The following is a 23588-nucleotide window of genomic DNA, read 5'->3' as shown; positions in this document are numbered from 1 at the left end:
TCAGATTTTTGATAAGATGCAAATTTAATGTTTTTAAGCGATTTGTAAATAATTTTTATGCTATGTTTTGAATGGTACTGCTATGCTGTATTTCCAATATAATAGGAAGTGTTTCTTTTTGTGTTGGATAAACGCAAGGGCGCAAAAGTTTTTACTATTGAAACTGTTTTAAGACGAGAGAAAATCAAAGATTTTCAGCTCATCTGTATGCTGGAGTATGTATCAACGGCATGCAATTTTATCTTCGATAAAATCCTTGCGTCTGTTCCACAGTATTTTTGTAAATAATCTTTGCGTCCTAGCGTTAATCCAACAATAATTCTGCATAGATCATGTGCGACGAAATAATCTTAAAGTTGAGGTTTAATTATTGTTCTATATAAACCTTATAGGTTTTTAAAACCTATAGGGTTTTGTGAGTGTATCATTATAGGCTATTACTTTAAATCTACAATATTTTAGCATATATCCATCACAGGTAAGAAGCAATTTTATTTAAATTTTTGTATATTATCATTTAACTTTTTATATTCGTTTTAATATTAAGATAAAGACTTTGCATGATAAAGGAATCTATTTTATGGAATTCATAGTTTTTATAATATTAAACAATAAGGAATGACGAAAAATGAAGTGCTGAAAAGCTGGGTAGAGCAGTATTCGGGGCCTCTTCTGAAAAGAGCGGCTTATCTGCTTTCAGATAGAGTAGAAGCGGAAGATATGGTGCAGGATGTTTTCTTAGCCGCATTTTCGTCCTATGATTCTTTTGAAGGAAAAAGCCAGCCGTATACCTGGTTGACAGCTATTTTAAACAGAAAGGCTGCTGATTTTTACCGGAAAAAATATAAATCGGAACCGCAGATCAGGCTGGATCATTTTTTTGATGAAACAGGTTCCTGGAAAAATGATGGTGTTTTGAATGACTGGAATGTTTCAGAGGTAAATTCTGAACTTTTAGACAATAAAGATTTTAATAAAACCCTGGAAGAATGCCTTGAGGATCTGCCCGCCAGATGGAAGATTCCAGTGAAAATGTATTATCTTCAGGAAAAAAAAGCACCGGAAGTGAGTCAGGAATTGCAGATCTCTGCGACTAATCTATGGAAGATCCTTCAGCGAAGCAGAATGCAGCTGAGGGAATGCTTAGATAATAACTGGTTTGCCAACTAATAACCGTATCATAAAAAATGTTGAGGAAATTTATTCATATTTTGTTCCTGCCATGCAGTAAAGCAACGATGCTGATGGAAAAAAGGAATGCAAAAGCCATCTCCCGGAAGGAAGACTGGCAGCTTTCCATGCACCTGAAAATCTGCAAATGGTGCAGAGCCTATGAAGAAAAGCTCAAAATACTGGATGATATTCTGAAACGGAAACTTTCCCGCAACGAAAAAACAGAAATTAATGATGTTGATATTCAGAACTTTAAAAGTAAGGTTTTAGAAAAATTAGATATTTAGAAGAAATTTCTGTCAGGATTTTGAAACTGTTCCGACTATACTTTTGAAAATAATAAAGTATCATTCAAAATCTTAACAACATGAAAGGAACATCAACACTTAACGTCGAATCAAAGACATACAAAACGGGATATTATATTTCGCTTTTCGGAGCTGCACTTATTTTGCTCTGGATTGGAATATTTAAGTTTACCCCAACAGAAGCTGCCGCGATAAAACCATTGGTAGAAAACCATTTTCTGACTTTTTTCGTATATAAAACAGCAAGTGTCCAGACGGTGTCAAATGCTATCGGAGTGATAGAAATTATCATTGCATTACTGCTGATATTTAGTGCGAAATTTGCATCATTAAGGAAGTTTGCCGGAATCGGGATGATCATGGCATTTCTGGTAACGCTGAGCTACCTTTTCACAACTCCCGGAGTATGGAAAATAGTGGATGGAGTTCCTGTCACAGATTTTTTTATTCTGAAAGACCTGATGCTATTGGGATTCGGATTGATGATCATACAAAACAAATCTGTTTAAAAATAGATTGATATTTAAATAAGTTCAATAAAAAAGTAATGAATAAAAAGAGAAAAATGAAAAATATATTTATCGTACTCGGAATTATTCTGGGTATCGCAGTTTTTGCTGCCGGATCAGGGCTTTTTAAGAAAAATAAGCCGAAAGAATTAACAAAAGAAAAAGAAAATCAGGAAATTATGGATAATAAAAATGTCAGAGAAATCTATTTTGCAGGCGGATGTTTTTGGGGTACGGAACACTTTTTCCAACAGATCCGTGGTGTGGTGGGAACTGAAGTAGGCTATGCCAACGGGAATACCCAAAATCCTACTTATGAAGAGGTTGTGAGCCATACCACAGGTTTTGCAGAAACCGTAAAAGTAAAATACGATCCTGAACAGGTTGATCTGAAATTATTAATTGATCTTTATTTTAAAACAATAGACCCTACAAGTCTTGATAAACAGGGCAACGACAGAGGAAATCAGTACAGAACGGGAATCTATTTCACCAACAAAGCAGATGAAACACTTGTGAAAAATGAGGTGCTGAAACTGGCTAAGAATTACTCCAAGCCTGTGGTGGTAGAAACGATCGCGTTGAAAAACTTCTATAAAGCGGAAGATTACCACCAGGAGTATCTGGATAAAAATCCGGGTGGCTACTGTCATATCGAACCGGGACTTTTTGAAATGGCTAAAAATGCCAATCCGCTTCCGAAAGTAAAATACCAGAAGCAGGACAAAAAAGCTTTAAAAGAAAAACTGACTGCAGAACAGTATAATGTAACTCAGGAAAACGCCACGGAAAGACCCTTCCAAAATGAATACTGGAACGAAACACGGGAAGGAATCTACGTAGATGTTACCACAGGAGAACCATTATTTATTTCGACAGATAAATTTGAATCCGGATGCGGATGGCCAAGTTTTTCAAAACCGATCACGAAAAAACTGATCGATGAGAAAATGGATAAATCTGCTGGAATGATAAGGGTGGAAGTAAGAAGTAAAACTGGAGATGCCCACCTGGGTCACGTTTTCACAGACGGTCCTGAAGATAAAGGAGGACTTCGGTACTGTATCAACAGTGCTTCCCTGAAGTTTATTCCCAAAGCTGAAATGGAGAAAAAAGGCTACGGAGACTATATCTCCCTGCTGGATAAAAAGTAATATGAAGAAGAGACCGCTGAAAAGCGGTCTTTTTTTATTCATCAACAACAATCAAAAATCTGGTGTCATTATATATTTTGAAGTAAAGGATAGCTGAAAATCTTTGATTTTCTCGCGCCTTAAAACAATTTTAATAATGAAAAACTTTGCGCCATTGCGATTGTCCAACAAAGTAAAATATATAATTGATTCAATAATAAGATTAAAAATCTCCCGCAGATCTCGCGGATGACGCAGATGTTTGTGCTTATTTTATTAAAAACAAAAAAAGTGATCCACAGGACCACTTTATTTTTAAATTAATTAAATCTTTCAATTTTTAAATCTTTCAAAAACCTCTACCAATCCCTTTTTCTCAGAATCCAGTATGAACCTGCAATAAAGATCACGCTCCAGATGATACATGCGAACATGCTTTCTGTAGGATAATTGACGGTATATTTCACGCCCATCACTTTGATCATATCCAACCGCATTAACGGATTGGGAATTAAATTGGACATGCTTTCCAAAGGGAGAAGGCTGGTCACAAAAAAGTCATGTTCAAGGACTGCTTTTCTTTGGGCGTCCTGTATTCCGGATAATCTCTGGAAGGTTTCTATACCTGTCAGAATCTTTTCAACAACCCAGTATACAAAGAAACCAAGAAATACAAACATGGATTTTCTCAGCAATACGGAAATGAACATCAGGAAAGAAAAGAATGTGAACAGCTTCACAAAGTAATTTCCGATATAATAAATCTCGGCATACATTTTAGAAGAATCTGTGACTTTGGAATACTGATGTCCCAAAAACATAGTGATCACAAACACAATCAATGTGGAAACAGCCGTAAATATCGTAATGGTTAATAGTTTTGAAGCTATAAATTCCTTTCTGCTTAATCCGTCGATGGTGTTTTGCTTAAACATTCTGTTGGTAAACTCCTGAGAGATGGAGAAAACAATAATCAGTCCCAGGAAAATTTTCAGCAGGGCTACGATCCAGGTCGTGAAATTCCAGATTTCCGGAAAATTATAAATACCCTGTTCCTTTAAATTGATGGTAGCTCCAAATACATTCAGATCTACCAGGCCAATGAAAAGAAGAGCGATGAGAATAGCAAAATATAAAATACTGAAAACCTTGAACGGTTGGTAATTCAGATTTTTGTAATATTCAAGTTTTAATAATTTAAGCATGATCGTTTGTGTTTTTTACAAGTTCAAGGAATTGAGTTTCAAGAGAAAGCTTTTTCTTCGTCAAATGAGAAAGATAAATTCCCTTTTCAGCAAGCTTCTGATTCAAAGCTGAAGCAGATATAGAGGCATCTTCCCGGATCTGTGCTTTGATGATCTCGCCTTCGGATTTCACGGAAGTAAACCATTGAAGCTCTTCCAAAGCACTTAAAAGCAAAGTATTGTTGTCTGCTTTTAATTCAAAATATCCGTTATTGGCGGTCATTTCATCCACTCGTCCGCAATAAATGGAATTCCCTTCCTTTAAAACAATAACGTGGCTGCAGATTTTTTCAATCTCATCCAGCAGGTGGCTGGCAATGATAATGGTAATGCCCTGTTTCGCAATATTGCTGATAATTTCCCTGATCTGGATAATTCCTTCAGGATCCAGACCGTTGGTAGGTTCATCAAGGATCATCACCTCAGGATTGTTCAGCATGGCCGAAGCTATGGATAAACGCTGCTTCATCCCCAGGGAATAGGTTTTGAAAGTATCTTTTTTTCTGTCAAAAAGACCGACGGTCTTCAAAACTTCATCGATCCTTGTGTAAGGCGTTTCTTTAATCTCGGCGACGATCTTAAGATTGGTTTCAGCATCGAGATAAGGATAAAAATTAGGCTGTTCAATAATAGCCCCTATCTTTTTCAGGGTATCCGGATCCGTTCCTTTTTTTCCAAACCAGTACCAATCGCCGCTGGTTGGGTTAATGGTAGACAGCAGCATCCCGAAAGTTGTGGATTTTCCACTTCCGTTAGGCCCTAACAGACCATAAACATTTCCTTTTTCCACATCAAAGGAAATATTATTGACTACAGTTCTTTTGAATTTTTTAGTTAAATTCTTTACTGACAAAATTTTTTCCATGTAATTTGTTTTACATAGTAGTAGTCTATGTAAAATTCATATTGTTACAAATCCTGTCATTTTTTTCAGAGAAAGTGAAGTAAATTTTTCTGATGCCTGATGTAACAAGATTCAGACAATCATTGTTTTATACATGTAACTATTTTTAAAGAAAGAATACTCATTAGCAAAACATCATTAAACAATATAACTATGAAAATTTTAAAATGGATCAAAAGATTAGGCATGCTGCTTTTTCTGATCTTCGTGCTGCTGCTTATTACAGGATTTGTTTTTGAGAAAATATCAAGAGCAAAGGCAGAACAGATGAAGGCTGACGGTCAGTTTGCAGAAGTTGACCAACACAGGATGCACTATCTGAAAGAAGGAACAGGCGGCCCAACCGTAGTTTTTGAAACCGCTTTTGATCCCGCCGGGCATTTGCAGTGGTATCATATTCAGAAGAACCTTCCCAAAACTTATACTACATTTTCCTATGACAGGTCCGGAATTCTCTGGAGCGAAAGAGGAAAAAATCCCAAATCAGGAGATAAAATAGCCGAAGAGCTTCATGCCCTTCTGGAAAAATCAAACGCTCCCAAACCGTATATTTTGGTCGGACATTCTTTTGGAGGCATGCTTACCCGCTTTTTTGTTAAAAAATATCCTCAGGACGTGGCCGGAGTGATATTGGTAGACAGCCAGTATCCGGCGGATGATCAATACCTGTCCCCTGAACTGTATAAAATGGTCAATCAGGGTCTGCCTGGGGGATTCCTGAAGTTTGCGAATACCTTTGGAGCGGCAAGACTTATGTTTAAAAATATGTTTCCCGCAGAGCCTCAGTACAAATATCAGAATACCATCATGCCGGCACTGCTTTACAAAAGTGCTGATGCCACGCTGGAGGAACAGGATCACATGAAATCCATGAAAAAGGAGGCTGCGGCTATCAATTCCTTTGGTTCAGTTCCATTGTACGTCCTTACAGCAGGAGATAAAACGAGGTATGACAATTTCATTAAAGATGAAAAAACAAAAACCGAAATGCTTGGAGCCTGGGCGAAAATGCAGAAAGACCTGTTAAATCTATCTACAGACAGCAAGCAGATCGTGCTGCCAACGAGTGGTCATTATATCAATCAGGATCAGCCGAAGATTATTGAAGATGCCGTGAATCAGATGGTAGAAAAAGTTTCTGGGAAATAAAAAATACTTTGGTGCGGGTTTCTGGATTCGGGTTTTGGGGTGAATGAGTGCTGCAGATGCTCTTTTCGGCCTTAATAACTTCCTTCTTCCAGCCTTGGGCTTCCTTACAACTTCATTTATTTTAACATACATCAATAGATTTTCAAAATTAAAATATTTAAATTTGATAGAATTAATCGTTTGTTTATGAAGTTAATTGAATTAGCAAAGGAGCTTAATGTTTCGGCAGAAGCTATTAAACAATTTATCCAGGATTTTGATCTTGAACTGGGTGTCTGCATCAGCACGAACTTTGAAGTGAAGGAAGATTTCGAGAAATTTGCCCGTGAAAATCTGGATTTTTTAAAGCTTTATGAAAAAGATCTGGACAAAAATAAAACCCTGGAACAGATCGCCGAGGTGATCAATCAGCCTAAAGAAAAAGTAGAAGAAGCTATAAAAGAGGACAATCCCAATATTTTTGATAATGGTTTTTTCCGTTCGTCAATTTCCAGTTATGGAATCGATAATAAATTAGGTGGAAATTACCAGTTTGTCTATGATTATTTTGGCCATAAAACCAGTCTGATGCATCGCGATTTTATTGGCTACAGAGATCTTTTCTTTTATATATCATCCGCTTTGGAACCCTTCCTGAATCCCCAGCAGATCAAAGACTGGGGAATTCATAAACCCGCAGGAATCATCTTATACGGACCTCCGGGAAGCGGAAAAATATTCTGGGCAACCAAAATTGCTGAAATTATCGGATATCACTTTAAAGAAGTTAAAAAACATTACCTTGGAACCTCTTTTGTAGACGGGAATAAAACCAATTTCAATGATTTTCTGCTCAGCATGATGAAAGAAGAAAAAGTACTGCTTTTCCTTGATGATTTTGATGAGATTATGATGGAAAGAAGAGCTGAAACCGATGTGGCTTCCTGTAATCTGGAAACCCAGGAACTGGTGCTCCATTATATCGGGAAATTTGAAAAAGAAGAGCTGTTGATGGTAGGTTCCGCCAACTCCGTTTCCGAGATCGATGAGGAAATTCTCGCTCCGGGAAGATTTGATGTGATGATCCCGGTCTTTCCGCCGAATGCCGCAGAACGCTCAGAAATTATTCTGTATGCGATGACCAGAGGGCTGGAAGAAGATTCGCTCCTCTACAAAATCATTAAAAAGAACAAAGCCGATAAAGTTCCGTTCTGGCATGAGATTTCATCCAGAATGAAAGCATTCAGCAATACCATGCTGATTGATTTTACCCAAAGTCTTAAAAAACGCCTGAAAAATCAATACCAGAGAACCAAAAATGAAAACCTTAAAATTGATCAGGGTCTTCTGAATGCTGCTCTAAGAGACGCAGCCGGAAAACTTACTGAAGAATATCTGGAACAGGTAGCAAGATTCCTGGCAGATGCTATTATCAATAATTTTGACGAATTCAGGTTCAGAATTCAGGCCCTGAAAAAAGAACTCGATACCTATAAAGCAGTCGAGGAACCAAGAAGAGCCATCGGATTTCAGCATAATGGGGAAGAGGGTGATGGCGGAGCGCAGGGGTGATGTGGGTTGGAGAGTTTTAGGGTAGGAGAGTTTTAGAGTTTCGGGGTTCGGGTTTGAGAGTTTTAGAATTTTAGGATGTCATCCAGAAATATTGAATAAGCGACAAACACCCGGTGGCTGAGGCTCCCGAAGCCACCACTAGCACATCCCACATCTGAAATCTGCCATCCTAAACTAAATCATACCACAAAAATTACTCATTACTTATTACTTATTACTTATTACTTATGAAAAGCATCTGGGAACTGGAAACCTTCTACAGGAAAAGAGACATCGTTATTATCGGGGCCGGATTTTCCGGGCTGTGGACTGCTGTGTCTATTAAGGAACAATATCCCGAAAAATCTGTTTTAATAATCGAAAGAAGTCCGGTTCCGCTGGGAGCTTCAACGAGAAATGCAGGATTTGCCTGTTTTGGAAGCCTTACGGAAGTCATTGCAGATGCTCAGAAAATGGGCTGGGAAAAGACTCTGGAACTGGTGAAGATGAGGTTCGAAGGACTCCGGAAAATCAGACAGTATTTTAACAATGATGATATAGATTTCGATCTGACCGGAGGCTATGAAATTTTAAATAATGATGAACCCCTACAGCAGCTGGATATCGTTAATGAAAAACTGAAAACGATAACCGGTCTCGATAAAACCTACGTTCTGAATCAGGGGAAGATCAAAGAATTTGGTCTCGGAAAATCTGAATTTCTGATTGAAAATCCATGCGAAGGAAGTCTGCATTCCGGAAAACTACTGCAAAAGCTTTTGGAAAAATGTTATGAACTGAAAGTTGAGTTTCTTTTCGGAACAGAAGTGAAAAGTATTGATGAAAATGCTGATGAGGTTAATATTCATCTTTCGAAAACGCTTTCTGTAAAGGCGGATAAGATTATTTACTGTACCAATGCTTTCAGTTCAAAATTCCTTGAAAAAGAAGAAATTATACCGGCCCGGGGACAGATTCTTTTAACAGAACCGATCGGGAATTTAAAGCTTAAAGGAACTTTCCACTACGACGAAGGCTTTTACTATTTCAGAAATCTTGGAAACAGGATTCTTTTGGGTGGCGGGCGGAATCAGGATTTTAAAACCGAAGAAACCACCTCCTTTGAAACTACAGAATTTCTCCAGAATCATCTGGAAGCATTTTTAAAAGAAGTAATTCTCCCGGATCAGGAAGTGAAAATTGCCTTTCGCTGGTCAGGAATCATGGCTATGGGATCTGAAAAAACACCTATTGTAAAGCAGCTTTCAAACAGACAGTTCTGTGCTGTAAGACTCTCTGGAATGGGTGTGGCACTGGCCCCGAAAATAGGGGAGATGATGGCCGGGATGGTTTGAGGTGTGGGGTTCGGGTTGCGAGATTCAAGGGTTCGGGTTATGGGATGCGTGATGTGAGGTTTTCTGGTTATGAAAAGCACATTTTATTATTTGTTTTCCCACCAGTGGATAATCTCCCCGGTGATCTTTTCTGAATCAAATTCATAGGAAAAAAGTCCATATGCACATAATTGTGATTGAATAATCTGGTTCAGTTTTTCTTTGGAGCTACCCTTCTCCAATTACTGAAGTAGTGCCTCAGCCATGGGAACATATTGGTCCTTATCCATTCCACGAACTAAATTCATAGATGCAATGAGCTTTTTTAATTCCACAAAATACGCTTTCCGCTCATTAATTAAAATATTCATGTAGTTGATATCCATCCAACAAAATTTTTAAGATTATAAATATAGAAAATTTCAGACATCAGATGTGGGATGTGCTAATGTTGGCTTCGAGTGCCTCCACCGAGGTATATGTCAGCCACTGGATGTTTGTCTTTTATTAAATATTTCTGGATGACATCCTAAAATTCTAAAACTCTCCCACTCAACCCGCAACTCGCAACCAGAAAACCAGCAACCCGAACCTCGGAGCTCAAAAAACTCTCCTACCCTAAAACACTCACCCCCCCCAAGTACTCAAACCCGAAAAATTCCGTATTTTTGTATAAAATAAAAAAATTCGTGATCAACAACGACCAGATAAGAGAAGTTCAGGCCAGAATCGGCGACTTACATAAATACCTTCAGATTGAAAAAAAGAAGATCGAAATAGCGAATGATGATGAAAAAACCGCTGCTCCTGAATTTTGGGACAATCCCAAAGAGGCAGAAGTATTTCTGAAACAGCTCCGTTCGAAAAAGAGATGGGTGGAAGATTATGAGGAAATCAATACCCAGTTTGAAGACCTTCAGGTGCTGGCAGAATTTGCCCGCGAAGATCCCGACTCTGAAAAAGAGCTGGATGAGACATTTCCAAAGCTTGTAGAAAAAATAGAAGACCTTGAGTTCAAAAATATGCTTTCCAATGAAGGGGATGAGCTTTCTGCGGTTCTTCAGATCACAGCGGGAGCAGGAGGTACGGAAAGTTGTGACTGGGCATCAATGCTGATGAGAATGTATACCATGTGGGCGGAAAAGCAGGGCTACAAGATCCGTGAACTCAACTATCAGGAAGGTGAAGTCGCCGGAGTAAAGACCGTTACTCTTGAGATCGATGGCGAATATGCCTTCGGATATCTGAAAGGTGAGAATGGCGTGCACAGATTAGTAAGGATTTCTCCTTTTGACAGCAATGCAAAACGCCACACAAGTTTTGTTTCGGTATACGTTTATCCTTTGGTGGATGATACCATTGAAATCAACATCAATCCTGCCGATATTTCATTTGAAACCATGAGATCTTCAGGAGCCGGAGGTCAGAACGTCAACAAGGTAGAAACTGCCGTACGTCTTCGTCACGCACCAACCGGAATTATCATTGAAAACTCCGAATCCCGTTCCCAGCTTCAGAATAAAGAAAAAGCCATGCAGCTCCTTCGTTCCAGACTTTATGAAATGGAGCTTGAAGCCCGTATGAAAGCAAGAACCGAGATTGAAGCCAACAAGATGAAAATAGAGTGGGGAAGCCAGATCAGAAACTATGTGATGCATCCGTATAAGCTCGTAAAAGATGTCCGTTCAGCTCATGAAACATCAGATGTGGATTCCGTGATGAACGGAAATATCACGCCATTCCTGAAAGCCTTTCTGATGGCCGATGGGACTGCGGTTTCAGATGATGATCTGGACTTGTAAAATATCATGTCTGTATTTTAGTTAAAATCTTATAATTAATTTTTGTTTCAGACTTTTTACCCCTATTTTTGTTGCTAATCGTTATATATGGAAGATTTCAATAGCTGGAGAGATTTACTGAACCCCGAGTTTTATATTAAAATGGGTGGGTTCTGGCTTATTTTATTTATTGTTTTTGCCGAAACAGGTCTTTTTGTAGGGTTTTTCTTACCTGGAGATTCATTACTGTTCGTGTCAGGAATTTATGCCGTTGAAATCATCAAAGAGACTATAGGCTCCACAGGGAGCGATTTTCTGGATACTACTATTCTGGCTTCCAGTGTTGCATTGGCTGCCATTATAGGAAATGAAGTAGGGTATTACTTTGGGGTAAAAGCAGGACCTGCTTTATACAAAAAGAAAGATACCATGCTTTTTAAAAAGAAATATCTTTATCAGGCTCATGACTTTTTTGAAAAACACGGTGCCCTGGCGATTATTATGGCAAGATTCTTACCGGTAGTAAGAACTTTTACGCCTATTGTGGCAGGAATTGTAAAAATGGACAAAAAAGAGTTTTTAAGAGACAATATCATTGGAGCTGTTCTTTGGTCGTTCATTCTGATCTTTGCAGGACATTATCTGGACAAACTTTTCCAGGAGCAGTTTGGCATCAACTTAAAAGAGAAGCTGGAGCTGATCATCATTATCATTGTTTTGGTAACAACGCTTCCGGTGATCATTAAATTTGTTTTTGGGAAGAAAGAAGACCTTTCAAAATTTGAAGACAAAGATTTTGAATAATAAATAATCTCAATACACATATCAAGGTTGCTCTACAGGGCAGCCTTTTTTATTTACATAAATTCTATCAAAACAAAGTTCAGGCTCAATAATCGCAAGGGTAAACAAAGGTTTTTTGAAGTGAAGCTGGTTTAGTAAAGATAAACAAAGGCATTTCATTTAAAAAAGTAAAACAATACCAAAGTTCAACGAGTTCTTTTCTATTGAAACAGAGTGAAACAAAAATTCAGCGCTGGAACCCTTGTATTTCGGAAATAAGTGAAACGCCTTTGTTTATCTTATTGTAAAGAAATTAAATCAATCCTTTGTTTTTCTTTGCGTGAAAAAAAAATATATATTTTAACGTTTCCATTTTAATATTGCATATTTTAAAGATGCGAAGACAGAATCAATCTTTGATTAATCCGATGAAACGGATGCTTTGGCCATACGGCTTAATCACTGACGAAGTCAGATTCTTTGCTTCACTTAAATCAAGTATGTATCAAATGGAAACTTTGCGTTTTAATAATTCTATATTTTTAGAACTTTAAAATACTTATCCTTGTAAAAAGTAACTTACTTTTTAATCCATTCCAGAATATTCGGATAAATAATGCTGTCCCTTTTTACTTTGCTGAAAAACCTCGGAACATGGCCGGTTCTTTTCATAAAGATAAGTTTGTGGGGTACATTCAGCCGGGTGAGTGCAGAATCCATGGCAAGACCCTGATGCTGGTTTACCAGAAAATCATTGTTTCCCTGAAAAAGCAATGTAGGAACATTGGAAATATTGGCGATCGGGCTTGCTTCTTTGAAAGCTTCAGCTATACTTTTCCGGTCAAATTTCGTTCCTACCACTTTCTGGAAAGTCGGGGAAGTATATTTTGAGTAAAATGAATTGAGGTATTCCGGGCTGTAGAAATCTGTAGGGCCGCTCATAGAAATAATTTTCCGGATCTGTTCAGGATGTCTGTATCCGTAAAGCAGGGCAAGATGTCCTCCGGCACTTTCTCCCAGAAGAATATAATTGTTAGGCTGAAGTTCCGCTTTTTCAGCCAGGGAATTGAATTTTTCAATAGCTGCTCCGATGTCTTCAAGCTGTTGTTTATAAGTAATTTGTTTATTTTTAGAAACCAGCCTGTAGTTCATATTAATGCTTGGAATCTTATGTTCGAAAAGCATTTTCTGAACCTGGATCATATGTTCCTTTTTTCCGAGTGTCCATGCGCCGCCATGAACAATCAGCAGAACAGGAGCATCTTGGGCATAGTCCAATGGAAGAAAAACATCCATTTTCTGTCTTTTATGTTCTCCGTATTTTAAGTTGTAAATTTTCTGCTGGCCGCCCGTACCCACCCAAACTTTGAATTTTGTATTGCATGACTGCAGCAGGAAACTGAGGCATCCTACAATGAAAAAATGGTATCTGAGGACAAGCTTTTTCATACCTTAAAAATACTGAAAAAAATTGGCAGATAGAACGGAAAACTATGATTTTTAGAAGAGCATAAAACTTTTACTCAACCGTTAAAAAGTATTTACAGCTTTTCTGCTGTCTTGCTGGAAAGTCCGTTTTTCACCTGGATTATTTCTTTCCCATCGTCTTTGGAAAATGTAATTTCCGTATCATCATCAAAAATAAAGAACGAATTTTCTTTTTCCGGAAGTATTCTTAAAACCGGTCCCTTGTTGTTTTGAAAGAATAGTTGTCCGTTTTCAAACGTAACGTGAATCACATCATCTTCCGAAAGTTGATAATTACCCGTATATTTTTTTAGGATCAGACTGTCAAGAACGATCTCTTTTTTGGGCTTAGGAAGCTGATACGGCTTATTTAAAAGAGCAGCGAGAATAGTATTTCCGGCTTTTTCCAGTTTTTTACTGGTGATGTTATTAAGCAGTATAATACAAATATCATCTTCAGGAATCATAGCCAGATAGCTTGTAGCTCCTTCAATATTTCCTCCGTGATTGATCACTTTTTTTCCGTAAAGATCATCAATGAACCAGCCGTAACCGTAACCACTCAGGAAAGGTGTCGTTGCTTTTTTAAAGGCTTCTTTCGAAACAATTTTATAGTCTCTGATTCCTTCATAATATTTATAAAGGTCTTCGGCAGAACTGTAAATCTGCCCGGCAGCACCCGTTAGTTCTGGATTCCATATTTCTGTTTTTTCCTGTTTTGTTTTTGAAAGGAATGCATAAGGAACCGTTTTGTCCGTGCTTTTCAGTGAAGAATAAACAAATCCTGTATGACTCATATTCAGCGGATTTAAAATGATTTTTCTTACTGCCTTTTCATACGAAAGACCTGTGATTTTTTCAATAATGGCTCCCAGCAGGATATATCCGGAATTGGTGTACGAGAACTTTGTTCCCGGTTCGAAATCCAGAGGCTCATCTTTGAAAAAAGAAATTTGCTTAGCCTGGCTGATGCTTTCTTCGGTGTGAAGAAGGCGGACATATTCTTTATTTCGAAGAGGCTCATAAATTCCGGAAGTGTGGGTAAGCAGATGCTCAACCGTTATTTCACTGCCTCTCGGATAATCGGGAATAAATTTAGAAATGGGGTCTTTTATGGAGAGTTTTCCATCTTCTGTAAGCTTTACAATGGTTAAGGCCGTGAAAGATTTGGTTAAAGAAGCAATCTGGTAAATGCTGCTGTTATGATTAAGGATTTTCTTTTCTGCATCCTGCCAGCCGTAAGATTTTTCGAAAATGGTTTTATTCTGATCATGAACCAAAGCAGTTCCATTGAACTTATTAATGGTTGCATAAGCTTTGATAATACTGTCTATCTCCTGTTTTTTTCTTTCCAGTTTTTCCCCGGTAAATTCTGTTTTCTTTTGAGCATTGAAAGAAGAACAGAATGTACTGAATATAAAAGTGATACCTCCTAAAAAGAGAATAGAGTATTTACGGCGCATGGTGTTATTGTTTTTAAAAACAGGGTAAAAGTAAGCAGAGTTTTTCTCAAATAAACACTTCAATATCAGAAAATATTTAAAATTAATATCCAGAAACAAATAAAAATAGATTTTAATAATTATTTTTGCTCCACTTAACAAATATTAAAAAAATATTAAAATAATATGGCATCTGGTTTTTTTGCAATTTTAGATGATATTGCGGCGCTGATGGATGATGTAGCTGTTACAAGTAAAATAGCAACACAGAGAACAGCAGGTATTCTGGGCGATGACCTGGCTGTGAATGCAGAGAAAGCTACGGGTTTCCTTTCTTCAAGGGAAATTCCGGTTTTGTGGGCAATTACAAAAGGATCATTTATCAATAAACTGATTATTCTTCCTGTTGTATTCCTTCTCAACTGGCTTTATGCTCCCGCCATTAATTATGTATTGATTGCCGGAGGGCTATATCTGGCGTTCGAAGGTGTTGAAAAGATCATAGAATTTCTTTTTCACCGGGACAAAAAAGGTCACGAAGTGGTAGAAGAAATTGTAGAAGACGAAAAGAGTGATGAAGAAATAGAAAAAGCAAAGATAAAATCGGCTATCACTACAGATTTTATTCTATCTGTTGAGATTGTCATCATTGCTTTAGGAACGGTTTTGGAAGAAAGCCATCCTTTCATTACCCAGATTTTGGTGACAAGTCTGGTTGCCTTTATCGCTACAGTGGGAGTGTACGGAATTGTTGCTTTGATCGTAAGAATGGATGATGCAGGATTTAAATTAATCAAAAAGAGCAATGACAAAGGCTTCTTCGGAATGCTTGGACACTTTTTGGTGAAAGCCTTACCGGTTGTTATTAAAGCGTTGGGAGTTATAGGGACCATCGCATTGATTATGGTAGCCGGCGGTATTTTTGCACACCGAATAGAATTCCTTCACCATGTTCTACCTTCCTGGTCTTCAAATGAAATGCTTACTATTTTAAAAGAAATTATCCTCGGACTTATAGGAGGTTTATTTGCTGTAGCCCTTTTCACCATGGGAAAAGGTGTTGTTTCTCTGGTAAAGAAGAAATAGAAATTTGATATAAATAAACGTATCGGCGCGGCTTCGAAGAAGCCGCGCCGATACGTTTATAACCAAAAAAAGAGACTAACAAAAGCCTCTTTTTATATTTTAGTTGAATAAATCTTTCACTTTATCAAAGAAAGTTTTTTCCTTTCCGGAAGGTTCTGCCACCATTTCTCCGCTGGACATCTGCTTCTCAAAGAAATCCTTCTGGTCTTTCGTAAGCTTTTGTGGGGTCCATACATTGATGTGGATGAACATATCACCTTTACCATAGCTGTCGATGCTTGGAAGCCCTTTTCCAGCCAGTCTAAGGATCTTTCCGGACTGAGTTCCCGGATCAACGGTAATTTTCACTTTACCGCCTACGGTAGGCACTTCTTTTTTGGTTCCCAAAGCAGCTTCTGCAAAAGAAACATAAAGTTCCTGGTGAAGATTATCTCCTTCTCTCTTAATTGTTTTATCTACTTCCTCTTCAATGATTACCAATAAATCCCCTGGAATTCCACCAAATGGTGCGTCATTTCCTTTCCCTCTCACATTAAGCTGGATACCGTCTCTGGCTCCTGCCGGAATATTGATGGAGATTTCTTCCTCATCCTTGATCAGTCCCTGTGCATTGGCTCCTGCAGGAATTTTATCGGCTACTTTACCGATTCCCTGACAGGTACTACAGGTGGTCTGCGTCTGCATCTGTCCGAACATCGTATTCATCACTTTAAGCTGAACACCGGAACCGTTACAGGTAGGACATGTTTTTGAAGTGGCACCTTCTGCCATCTTCATTTTTTTTACTTTGATGGTTTTCTGCGTTCCGTTCACCATTTCCTCAAGGTTCAGCTTGATTCTGATCCTTAAATTAGAACCTTTCACCTGCTGACGTCCTCCGCCACCGCCGCCAAAACCACCGAAGCCTCCGCCTCCGAAAATATCTCCAAACTGGCTGAAAATATCTTCCATGTTCATGCCTCCGCCGAAGCCTCCGCCTCCGAAACCTCCGTTTCCGCCCATTCCGGCATGTCCGAACTGGTCGTATCTCGCACGTTTCTGGTCGTCGCTCAGTACTTCATAGGCCTCTGCAGCTTCCTTAAATTTTTCCTCAGCCTCTTTGTCACCTGGGTTTTTATCCGGGTGAAATTTGATGGCCATTTTTCGGTATGATTTCTTTATCTCGTCGGCCGATGCAGATTTACTGATCTCAAGAACTTCGTAATAATCTCTTTTTGACATAATGCTTATGATTGATTATTGATGAATGATCATTTACCATTCATCATTGATCATTGATATTTTTAGTTTCCGGTTACTACTTTTGCAAAACGGATCACTTTATCACTTAAAGTATACCCGGTTTCAATAACGTCTACAATTTTACCTTTCAGTTCTTCAGAAGGCGCAGGAATCTGAGTGATCGCTTCGTGGAAGTCTACATTAAATGCATCACCTGCTCTTACTTCCATAGCTTTTAGGCCTTTTTCGGTAAGTCTGTTCTTAAATTTCTGATAGATCAGTTCTACACCCTGAAGATCAGATGAATTTCCGTTTTTAGCAATTTCCTTTAAAGCTCTTTCGAAATCATCCAGAATACCCAGCATAGAAATCATCATATCCTGATTGGCATACTGGAAGAATTCCATCTTCTCCTTTGCCGTTCTTTTTTTATAATTTTCGAATTCAGCGTACAATCTGATGTAACGGTCTTTTTCGTCTGCCAAAAGTTCCTCTGCAGAAGGTTTTGCTGTCACATTTTCTTCAGCTGCCACTTCGTTCTGAATGTTGTTTTCTTCGTGATTATTGATGCTTTCTTCGTTAATATCCTGATTGTCCATAATTCAATATTTATTTAAAGAAATGATTGACAAAGAACCTGCCAAATAGAAAATATGGACATTAAGGCAGAAAAAACGCAGCGTGTTGGAGGGGAATGGTCAATTTTGCTTCGCAAGTGAATAGTGAATATTATGGCTCGAGAAATTCACGATTCACGATTCACCATTCACAGTATTCTTGTGAATTGTCAATTTTGCTTCGCAAGTCAAATGTGAATAATCCGTTGGGGGAAATTCACCATTGATGATTCTCCATTCACATTATTTTGTGAAATGTCAATTTTTGCTTCGCAAGTCAAATGTCAATAATCCGTTGGAAAAAATTCACCATTGACGATTCACCATTCACCTTTTTTATCCTGTAAAAGTCTGGTACAGCAGATAAAGGTTTAAAACAATAATCACAATGGAAATAATCCACACCATAACTTTAAGAAAAGGTTTGTTGACGAATTCTCCCATTTTGGCTTTATCATTGGTGAACATCACCAAAGGAACCACTGCAAAGCTAAGCTGCATGGATAAGATAACCTGGCTTAATACCAATAAATCTGTTGTTCCTTCCTCACCGTAGATAATGGTGACAATTAAAGCCGGAATTACGGCGATCAGCCTTGTGATCAGTCTTCTCAGCCATGGCTTCAGGCGGATATTTAAGAAACCTTCCATGACGATCTGCCCTGCAAGTGTTCCGGTAAGCGTAGAATTCTGTCCGGATGCCAGCAAAGCGATGGCAAAAGCAATACTTGCCATAGAAGCACCAAGGATCGGAGTCAGCATTTTGTAGGCATCGTGGATATCTGCTACATGCTTGTTCCCTGTGGTATGAAAAGTAGCCGCCGCCAGAATAAGAATGGCTGCGTTGATGAAGAATGCCAGCATCAGCGAAACGGTACTGTCTAATGTGGCAAATTTTATCGCTTCTTTCTTTCCTTCACGATCACGCGGGTAATCTCTTGTCTGCACAATACTGCTGTGGAGATATAAATTGTGGGGCATAACGGTAGCACCCAGAATTCCTATGGCAATATAGAGCATAGCCGGATTCTGGATAATTTCTTTTTGAGGAACAAGACCTCCAAGGATTTCTTTGAACGCAGGCTGGGAAATTGCAATTTCATAGATAAAACACGCCAGAATAATGAAAATAAGTCCGCCAACGATACTCTCGATCCATCTGAAACCTTTAGCCTGAAGCAAAAGAATGATCAGAACATCTACTGTAGTGATCACAATTCCCCAGGTCAGAGGAATATGGAACAGAAGGTTTAATGCAATGGCTGAACCTATCACCTCGGCGAGATCACACGCGGCAATGGCTATTTCACAGAAAATCCATAAAATAAAATTGGTGGTAGGGTTGAAGTGGTCACGGCAGGCCTGGGCCAAGTCTCTTTCTGCCACTACACCCAGTTTTACGGATAAATGCTGTAAAACCATCGCAAAAATATTTGAGATAAGAATCACCGAAAGCAATGTATATCCAAACTGCGCGCCTCCTGCAATATCTGTAGCCCAGTTCCCCGGATCCATATATCCTACGGCGATCATAAGTCCCGGACCGGCAAAAGCCAGATATTTTCTCCAGAAATTGCCTTTGCGGGGTACTTTTATCGTTGAATATACTTCGGACAGAGAGTGGGAAGTTTTATCTTTACGCCAGGCGTTGTTTATATTAAAATTCATAAATGTTAGAAATGACTAACAAATTTAATTAAATAAATATAAATACGGAAGTAAGGGGATGAAAAAATCCCGGAAATTAACTTCCGGGACTCTATTTTTAAAGATTCTAAAGATCTATTTGGCAAATCTTACAGCCATTTTTCTGTCTGCAGCTCTTTCTGCATCAGAAGCTTTAGCATCTACTTTAGCATATTTACTTCCGTAACCTTCAGCTTCCAAAACCTGAGCACCAACTCCTGCTTTTCCTAAAGCCGCTTTGATGAACTCAGCTCTTGCTTTGGATAGTTTTACGTTGGCTGCTTCATTTCCTGTTTTATCAGTGTAACCGCCGATTTTGATTTTTGCATCCGGGAATGCTTTCAGAATTGCTACTAAATTATCAAGCTGTCCCTGAGAACCTGCTTCCAGTTCAGTAGAACTTCCCATTTTGAAGTTTACGTGGTCAAAATCATACCACTTATCTTTCAATGCTGCATCATCCGCTGCATTTTTGTAGTTTCCGGACTTCAGGAAGGTAATCATCTGATCTTCCATACCTCCTTTGTACCCTTTCAGCATTACGCCGTTAAGATCGATGTTTTCATCGGTTTTTGCAGCTGGCGTTGCTGTAGTGGAAGCAGAAGTGTCCGCAGGAGTCGTTACAGCAGCTGTATCTGTTGCAGATCCTGTAGAATCAGTAACTGTAGTGGTAGTGGTTGTTTGTTTTTTGTCGCATTGTTTCCAAAGGAAATATCCTGCGGCAATTAAAAGTAAAAGCGGAAGCAACCATTTCCAGATTGAACCTCCGCCTTCATTATTATTTCTGTCAGGATTGGTTCCTGCAGCTGTAGTACTTCTTGTAACTTCTATTTTCGGTTCTTCTGTTCTAGGTGCAACATCTGCATTAGAACTTCCTCCACCAAACCAGCTTCCTAAATTTAAGGATGCCAGGGAAAGTCCTGCCGGTAGGAGTGAAGAAACAATTCCTTTCTGCTCACCTAACAGGCTTGAAATACCTGATTTGTCTAAATTATTATCAGCAGCATATTTTCCGATAGAACCTACCGTAGCTCCTGTTACTAAATTCAGCAATGAACTCGAAGAATTATTACTGATTCCTGCGTACGTAGCAATAGCATTTACTATTCCACTGATTTTATCTCCAAAAATAGAGGTCAGCAGCGTGGAAATTACAGGGCTGCTGGATGCACCACCTAATAGATTTCCTAAAATTCCGCTCGACGAGGCGTTGGAAATTGCATCCAAAACTCCCGGGTTATCGGAATTATTAGCTAATCCTCCCAGCACTGCGGGAAGCATACCTCCAATTGCTTTTGAGATACCGGATTCACTTTCTCCAAATTGAGAAGCTGCTTGTGAAACCAAAGCGGGACCCAACTGTCCTTTAATTAAATCAATGACATTTAAAGACATAATAAATTATTTTTTAGATTAATGTTGCATAAATTTAAACAAAAATCTGTCCAAATGTCACTTTTCTTGAATATTTATTTAATTTTCTGTTGAGTTTTTGAATATCCACCAAAAATTATTAGTACGCTTTTGCGAATAATACACGTCTTTTGGACGGTTTTCCACTTACCAGGGAAATACCCTCTTCAATGTCATCATCTAAAGGAATACATCTGATGGTAGCCTTCGTTTCATCCTTGATCTGCTCTTCTTCTTCAGCTGTTCCATCCCAATGGGCATAGATGAAGCCTCCTTTTTCTTCAAGAACCTTCTTGAACTCTTCGTAAGTATTTACTTTTGTAATGTTCTCGTTTCTGAAGTTGAACGCCTTTTCGTAAATATCTTTCTGAATGGTCTGTAACAGTTCTTCGATGTAAGCATCTAAGCCGTCTATAGAACGAACTTCTTTTGTTAAATTATCTCTTCTGGCAATTTCAACAGATTTGTTCTCAAGATCTCTTGGTCCCATGGCAATTCTTACAGGAACACCTTTTAATTCGTATTCTGCAAATTTCCAGCCTGGTTTGTTGTGCGTATCGTCATCGAATTTCACTGAAATTCCTTTTGCTTTTAATTTAGCCTGAATCTCCAGAGCTACTTCACTGATCTGTGCCAGCTGCTCTTCTCCTTTAAAGATAGGAACAATGACAACCTGGATCGGAGCCAGAGTCGGAGGAAGCACCAATCCGAAATCATCAGAGTGGGTCATGATTAAAGCTCCCATCAAACGGGTAGAAGTACCCCATGATGTTGCCCATGCGTGCTCTATCTTTCCTTCTTTGTTGGTGAATTTTACATCGAAAGCTTTCGCGAAATTCTGGCCTAAGAAGTGAGAGGTTCCTGCCTGAAGCGCTTTTCCATCCTGCATCAATGCTTCAATACAGTAGGTTTCATCTGCTCCTGCAAATCTTTCAGACGGTGTTTTTAATCCTTTGATAACAGGCATCGCCATGAACTTCTCTGCAAAATCTGCATAGACGTCATTCATTTTTTCAGCTTCTTCTATCGCTTCATCTTTGGTAGCGTGTGCCGTATGCCCTTCCTGCCATAAGAATTCTGCTGTTCTGAGGAACAGACGTGTTCTCATTTCCCAACGAACAACATTGGCCCACTGGTTGATCAGTATCGGAAGATCTCTGTAAGACTGGATCCAGTTTTTGTAGGTATTCCAGATAATGGCTTCAGAAGTAGGACGTACAATAAGTTCTTCTTCTAATTTGGCATCTGGATCTACAATCAGTTTGTGTGGATTGTCTGGATCTGTTTTTAATCTATAATGGGTAACTACTGCACATTCTTTAGCAAAACCTTCTGCATTCTTCTCTTCTGCCTCAAAGAGGCTCTTGGGCACAAAAAGCGGGAAATAAGCATTAACGTGACCTGTTTCTTTGAATCTTTTGTCCATTTCATCACGCATTTTTTCCCAGATTGCATAGCCGTATGGTTTGATCACCATGCATCCTCGCACTCCAGAGTTTTCAGCTAAGTCAGCTTTTACCACCAACTCATTATACCATTTGCTGTAATCTTCGCTTCTTGAGGTTAATTTTGCCATTCTTTTTTAAAATTTTTTTAACTTTTGTACATTATTGTAATCTAAAAATAAAAATCTATTTTTGATAGATTTTTTTACCAGTATTTTGGTACATTTTTGGTACAGATTGCAAATATAATTTAAATTAAAAATCTTTACGTTATCATGAAAAGAAATATACATAAAAATTTGCTCGGTCTGTTAAAGTCCAAAGGGATTTTAGCGATATCAGGCGGATTACTGCTTGTGTCTTGTGGAGCCCAGATGGGAGGATACACGGAGACCGACGGGGTATACTACGACCCCAATAAAGATACGCTGCCAGAAGGGGTGATCATCAATGATGGCGGAAACAGAGTGGGAGAGAATTACGATTACTACCAGGACTCGAATGTAATCCAGAATGCGCAGAATAATTCAAGAGAACAAGAAAACAGATATAATACCTGGAGCGATAACAACTGGAATACCAATGCTACGGATTCAGACTGGGGTGCGTTTGCAGGGTCTCAGACCAACTACTATGACAATTCCTGGGGATCTCCCTGGGGATGGTACGGCGGTTACAGCCCTTATTGGGGCATGAATCGCGGCTGGGGCTGGGGTGGATCATTTGGCTGGGGCGGATCTTTCGGCTGGGGCTGGGGCGGTTCTATGGGCTGGGGAAGTCCTTACTGGGGCTATGGATATTCTCCTTACTGGGGTGGATATTATGACCCGTTCTGGGGCGGTGGTTATGGTTGGGGCTATGGCGGCGGCTACTGGGGCAACAGCTACAGACCTGTGGTTTACAGAAGAAGCGGAGGCGGAGGATTCAGCAATCCTGGTTTAAGCAATGCTGTGTACAGAACGAATACTTCCAGAAGTAATGGATTCAGAAACAGTGATGGATTCCGAAATACTAATAATGGCGGTTTCAGAAGCGGAAGCACCAACGGAGGTTTCAGAAACGGGACCAATGGAGGATACAGAACGAATAATTCCAATGGCGGCTTCAGAAGCGGAAATTCAAATGGAAGTTACAGACCGCAGCAGCAGTCAGGAGGATTCCGTAATTCAAATTCTCAGCCAAGCTACAATAACAACAATAACGGTGGTTTCAGATCCAATGACAGCGGAGGATTCAGATCCAGCGGAAGTTCATCAGGAGGCTTCAGAGGAGGTTCTTCCGGTGGCGGAGGCGGCTTCAGATCTGGCGGCGGCGGAGGTGGCGGCTTCAGATCCGGAGGAAGATAATTTCAAATTAAATAACT

At 39.1% G+C, this 23588-nt stretch carries 21 protein-coding genes; 11 read left to right on the top strand and 10 right to left on the bottom strand.

Annotated elements, in window-relative coordinates:
* The first annotated feature begins 618 nt into the window (after positions 1–618).
* The 4 genes from JET18_RS18625 (at position 619) to msrB (ending at position 3144) form a co-directional block, all read left to right on the top strand.
* The gene (locus tag JET18_RS18625) at positions 619–1170 is read left to right on the top strand and encodes a sigma-70 family RNA polymerase sigma factor (RefSeq protein ID WP_202093589.1); all 552 of its coding nucleotides are present in this window, start codon (positions 619–621) and stop codon (positions 1168–1170) included.
* 17 nt (positions 1171–1187) lie between these two features.
* On the top strand, positions 1188–1460 hold the full coding sequence (locus tag JET18_RS18620) for a hypothetical protein (protein WP_202093587.1): 273 nt from the start codon (positions 1188–1190) through the stop codon (positions 1458–1460).
* Positions 1461–1540: 80 nt separating this feature from the next.
* Positions 1541–1990 carry a DUF417 family protein gene (locus tag JET18_RS18615; RefSeq protein WP_202093585.1) on the top strand — a complete coding sequence of 150 codons (450 nt, stop codon included), beginning with the start codon at positions 1541–1543 and terminating at the stop codon, positions 1988–1990.
* Between the two features lie 56 nt (positions 1991–2046).
* Positions 2047–3144, top strand: coding sequence for a peptide-methionine (R)-S-oxide reductase MsrB (gene msrB, locus JET18_RS18610; RefSeq protein ID WP_202093583.1), 1098 nt, complete (start codon positions 2047–2049; stop codon positions 3142–3144).
* A gap of 338 nt (positions 3145–3482) precedes the next feature.
* Here msrB and JET18_RS18605 read toward each other — a convergent pair whose 3' ends face one another.
* Both JET18_RS18605 and JET18_RS18600 read right to left on the bottom strand, forming a co-directional pair.
* On the bottom strand, positions 3483–4328 hold the full coding sequence (locus tag JET18_RS18605; RefSeq protein WP_202093575.1) for an ABC transporter permease: 846 nt from the start codon (positions 4326–4328) through the stop codon (positions 3483–3485).
* Positions 4321–5232, bottom strand: coding sequence for an ABC transporter ATP-binding protein (locus JET18_RS18600; protein WP_202093572.1), 912 nt, complete (start codon positions 5230–5232; stop codon positions 4321–4323). The genes JET18_RS18605 and JET18_RS18600 overlap by 8 nt, the downstream gene beginning before the upstream one ends.
* Before the next feature lie 192 nt (positions 5233–5424).
* Between JET18_RS18600 and JET18_RS18595 the strand changes: the two genes are divergently transcribed.
* The 3 genes from JET18_RS18595 to JET18_RS18585 all read left to right on the top strand — a co-directional run bounded on the left by JET18_RS18595 (position 5425) and on the right by JET18_RS18585 (position 9305).
* On the top strand, positions 5425–6420 hold the full coding sequence (locus tag JET18_RS18595) for an alpha/beta hydrolase (protein WP_202093570.1): 996 nt from the start codon (positions 5425–5427) through the stop codon (positions 6418–6420).
* A 186-nt stretch (positions 6421–6606) separates the two neighbouring features.
* Complete coding sequence (locus JET18_RS18590) at positions 6607–7971, top strand: ATP-binding protein (protein WP_202093568.1); 1365 nt, start codon at positions 6607–6609, stop codon at positions 7969–7971.
* Positions 7972–8198: 227 nt separating this feature from the next.
* Positions 8199–9305, top strand: a complete 1107-nt coding sequence (locus JET18_RS18585) for an NAD(P)/FAD-dependent oxidoreductase (protein ID WP_202093566.1) — start codon at positions 8199–8201, stop codon at positions 9303–9305.
* A gap of 221 nt (positions 9306–9526) precedes the next feature.
* Here JET18_RS18585 and JET18_RS18580 read toward each other — a convergent pair whose 3' ends face one another.
* Positions 9527–9670, bottom strand: coding sequence for a hypothetical protein (locus JET18_RS18580; RefSeq protein ID WP_202093564.1), 144 nt, complete (start codon positions 9668–9670; stop codon positions 9527–9529).
* Positions 9671–9973: 303 nt separating this feature from the next.
* On the opposite strand from JET18_RS18580, the gene prfB reads away from it, so the two are divergent.
* The gene (gene prfB / locus JET18_RS18575) at positions 9974–11086 is read left to right on the top strand and encodes a peptide chain release factor 2 (protein WP_202094362.1); all 1113 of its coding nucleotides are present in this window, start codon (positions 9974–9976) and stop codon (positions 11084–11086) included.
* 87 nt (positions 11087–11173) lie between these two features.
* Complete coding sequence (locus tag JET18_RS18570; protein WP_202093562.1) at positions 11174–11869, top strand: DedA family protein; 696 nt, start codon at positions 11174–11176, stop codon at positions 11867–11869.
* A gap of 558 nt (positions 11870–12427) precedes the next feature.
* Here JET18_RS18570 and JET18_RS18565 read toward each other — a convergent pair.
* Together JET18_RS18565 and JET18_RS18560 are read right to left on the bottom strand one after the other, a co-directional pair.
* A complete protein-coding gene (locus tag JET18_RS18565) occupies positions 12428–13297 on the bottom strand; it encodes an alpha/beta hydrolase (RefSeq protein ID WP_202093560.1) in 870 nt (289 codons plus the stop codon).
* A 92-nt stretch (positions 13298–13389) separates the two neighbouring features.
* Positions 13390–14778 carry a serine hydrolase gene (locus JET18_RS18560; protein WP_202093558.1) on the bottom strand — a complete coding sequence of 463 codons (1389 nt, stop codon included), beginning with the start codon at positions 14776–14778 and terminating at the stop codon, positions 13390–13392.
* Positions 14779–14943: 165 nt separating this feature from the next.
* Between JET18_RS18560 and JET18_RS18555 the strand changes: the two genes are divergently transcribed.
* A complete protein-coding gene (locus JET18_RS18555; protein ID WP_202093556.1) occupies positions 14944–15843 on the top strand; it encodes a DUF808 family protein in 900 nt (299 codons plus the stop codon).
* A 99-nt stretch (positions 15844–15942) separates the two neighbouring features.
* On the opposite strand, the gene dnaJ is transcribed toward JET18_RS18555, so the two are convergent.
* The 5 genes from dnaJ to proS all read right to left on the bottom strand — a co-directional run bounded on the left by dnaJ (position 15943) and on the right by proS (position 22356).
* Complete coding sequence (gene dnaJ, locus JET18_RS18550) at positions 15943–17064, bottom strand: molecular chaperone DnaJ (protein WP_202093554.1); 1122 nt, start codon at positions 17062–17064, stop codon at positions 15943–15945.
* Between the two features lie 62 nt (positions 17065–17126).
* A complete protein-coding gene (locus JET18_RS18545; protein ID WP_202093552.1) occupies positions 17127–17663 on the bottom strand; it encodes a nucleotide exchange factor GrpE in 537 nt (178 codons plus the stop codon).
* A 354-nt stretch (positions 17664–18017) separates the two neighbouring features.
* Positions 18018–19349, bottom strand: coding sequence for an Nramp family divalent metal transporter (locus tag JET18_RS18540; protein ID WP_202093550.1), 1332 nt, complete (start codon positions 19347–19349; stop codon positions 18018–18020).
* Positions 19350–19463: 114 nt separating this feature from the next.
* Positions 19464–20762, bottom strand: a complete 1299-nt coding sequence (locus JET18_RS18535) for an OmpA family protein (protein WP_202093548.1) — start codon at positions 20760–20762, stop codon at positions 19464–19466.
* Positions 20763–20880: 118 nt separating this feature from the next.
* Positions 20881–22356 carry a proline--tRNA ligase gene (proS, locus tag JET18_RS18530; protein WP_202093546.1) on the bottom strand — a complete coding sequence of 492 codons (1476 nt, stop codon included), beginning with the start codon at positions 22354–22356 and terminating at the stop codon, positions 20881–20883.
* A 144-nt stretch (positions 22357–22500) separates the two neighbouring features.
* Here proS and JET18_RS18525 point away from each other — a divergent pair, with 144 nt between their 5' ends.
* A complete protein-coding gene (locus JET18_RS18525; RefSeq protein WP_202093544.1) occupies positions 22501–23571 on the top strand; it encodes a prolyl-tRNA synthetase in 1071 nt (356 codons plus the stop codon).
* Positions 23572–23588: the final 17 nt, after the last annotated feature.

It is taken from the genome of Chryseobacterium endalhagicum (assembly GCF_016745235.1).
Classification (GTDB): domain Bacteria; phylum Bacteroidota; class Bacteroidia; order Flavobacteriales; family Weeksellaceae; genus Chryseobacterium; species Chryseobacterium endalhagicum.
The sequence above is the reverse complement of the archived record's forward strand: the minus strand, read 5'-3'. Positions and strand labels throughout refer to the sequence as shown.

What these genes read in the sequence shown, in the direction of transcription:
- JET18_RS18555 (WP_202093556.1), top strand. Translation starts at nt 14,944, where the DNA reads ATGGCATCTGGTTTTTTTGCAATTTTAGATGATATTGCGGCGCTGATG.
- JET18_RS18605 (WP_202093575.1), bottom strand. Translation starts at nt 4,328, where the DNA reads ATGCTTAAATTATTAAAACTTGAATATTACAAAAATCTGAATTACCAA.
- JET18_RS18540 (WP_202093550.1), bottom strand. Translation starts at nt 19,349, where the DNA reads ATGAATTTTAATATAAACAACGCCTGGCGTAAAGATAAAACTTCCCAC.
- dnaJ (WP_202093554.1), bottom strand. Translation starts at nt 17,064, where the DNA reads ATGTCAAAAAGAGATTATTACGAAGTTCTTGAGATCAGTAAATCTGCA.
- JET18_RS18615 (WP_202093585.1), top strand. Translation starts at nt 1,541, where the DNA reads ATGAAAGGAACATCAACACTTAACGTCGAATCAAAGACATACAAAACG.
- JET18_RS18580 (WP_202093564.1), bottom strand. Translation starts at nt 9,670, where the DNA reads ATGGATATCAACTACATGAATATTTTAATTAATGAGCGGAAAGCGTAT.
- proS (WP_202093546.1), bottom strand. Translation starts at nt 22,356, where the DNA reads ATGGCAAAATTAACCTCAAGAAGCGAAGATTACAGCAAATGGTATAAT.
- JET18_RS18565 (WP_202093560.1), bottom strand. Translation starts at nt 13,297, where the DNA reads ATGAAAAAGCTTGTCCTCAGATACCATTTTTTCATTGTAGGATGCCTC.
- JET18_RS18545 (WP_202093552.1), bottom strand. Translation starts at nt 17,663, where the DNA reads ATGGACAATCAGGATATTAACGAAGAAAGCATCAATAATCACGAAGAA.
- JET18_RS18600 (WP_202093572.1), bottom strand. Translation starts at nt 5,232, where the DNA reads ATGGAAAAAATTTTGTCAGTAAAGAATTTAACTAAAAAATTCAAAAGA.
- JET18_RS18590 (WP_202093568.1), top strand. Translation starts at nt 6,607, where the DNA reads ATGAAGTTAATTGAATTAGCAAAGGAGCTTAATGTTTCGGCAGAAGCT.
- JET18_RS18560 (WP_202093558.1), bottom strand. Translation starts at nt 14,778, where the DNA reads ATGCGCCGTAAATACTCTATTCTCTTTTTAGGAGGTATCACTTTTATA.
- JET18_RS18625 (WP_202093589.1), top strand. Translation starts at nt 619, where the DNA reads ATGACGAAAAATGAAGTGCTGAAAAGCTGGGTAGAGCAGTATTCGGGG.
- msrB (WP_202093583.1), top strand. Translation starts at nt 2,047, where the DNA reads ATGAAAAATATATTTATCGTACTCGGAATTATTCTGGGTATCGCAGTT.
- JET18_RS18535 (WP_202093548.1), bottom strand. Translation starts at nt 20,762, where the DNA reads ATGTCTTTAAATGTCATTGATTTAATTAAAGGACAGTTGGGTCCCGCT.
- JET18_RS18595 (WP_202093570.1), top strand. Translation starts at nt 5,425, where the DNA reads ATGAAAATTTTAAAATGGATCAAAAGATTAGGCATGCTGCTTTTTCTG.
- JET18_RS18620 (WP_202093587.1), top strand. Translation starts at nt 1,188, where the DNA reads ATGTTGAGGAAATTTATTCATATTTTGTTCCTGCCATGCAGTAAAGCA.
- JET18_RS18570 (WP_202093562.1), top strand. Translation starts at nt 11,174, where the DNA reads ATGGAAGATTTCAATAGCTGGAGAGATTTACTGAACCCCGAGTTTTAT.
- JET18_RS18525 (WP_202093544.1), top strand. Translation starts at nt 22,501, where the DNA reads ATGAAAAGAAATATACATAAAAATTTGCTCGGTCTGTTAAAGTCCAAA.
- JET18_RS18585 (WP_202093566.1), top strand. Translation starts at nt 8,199, where the DNA reads ATGAAAAGCATCTGGGAACTGGAAACCTTCTACAGGAAAAGAGACATC.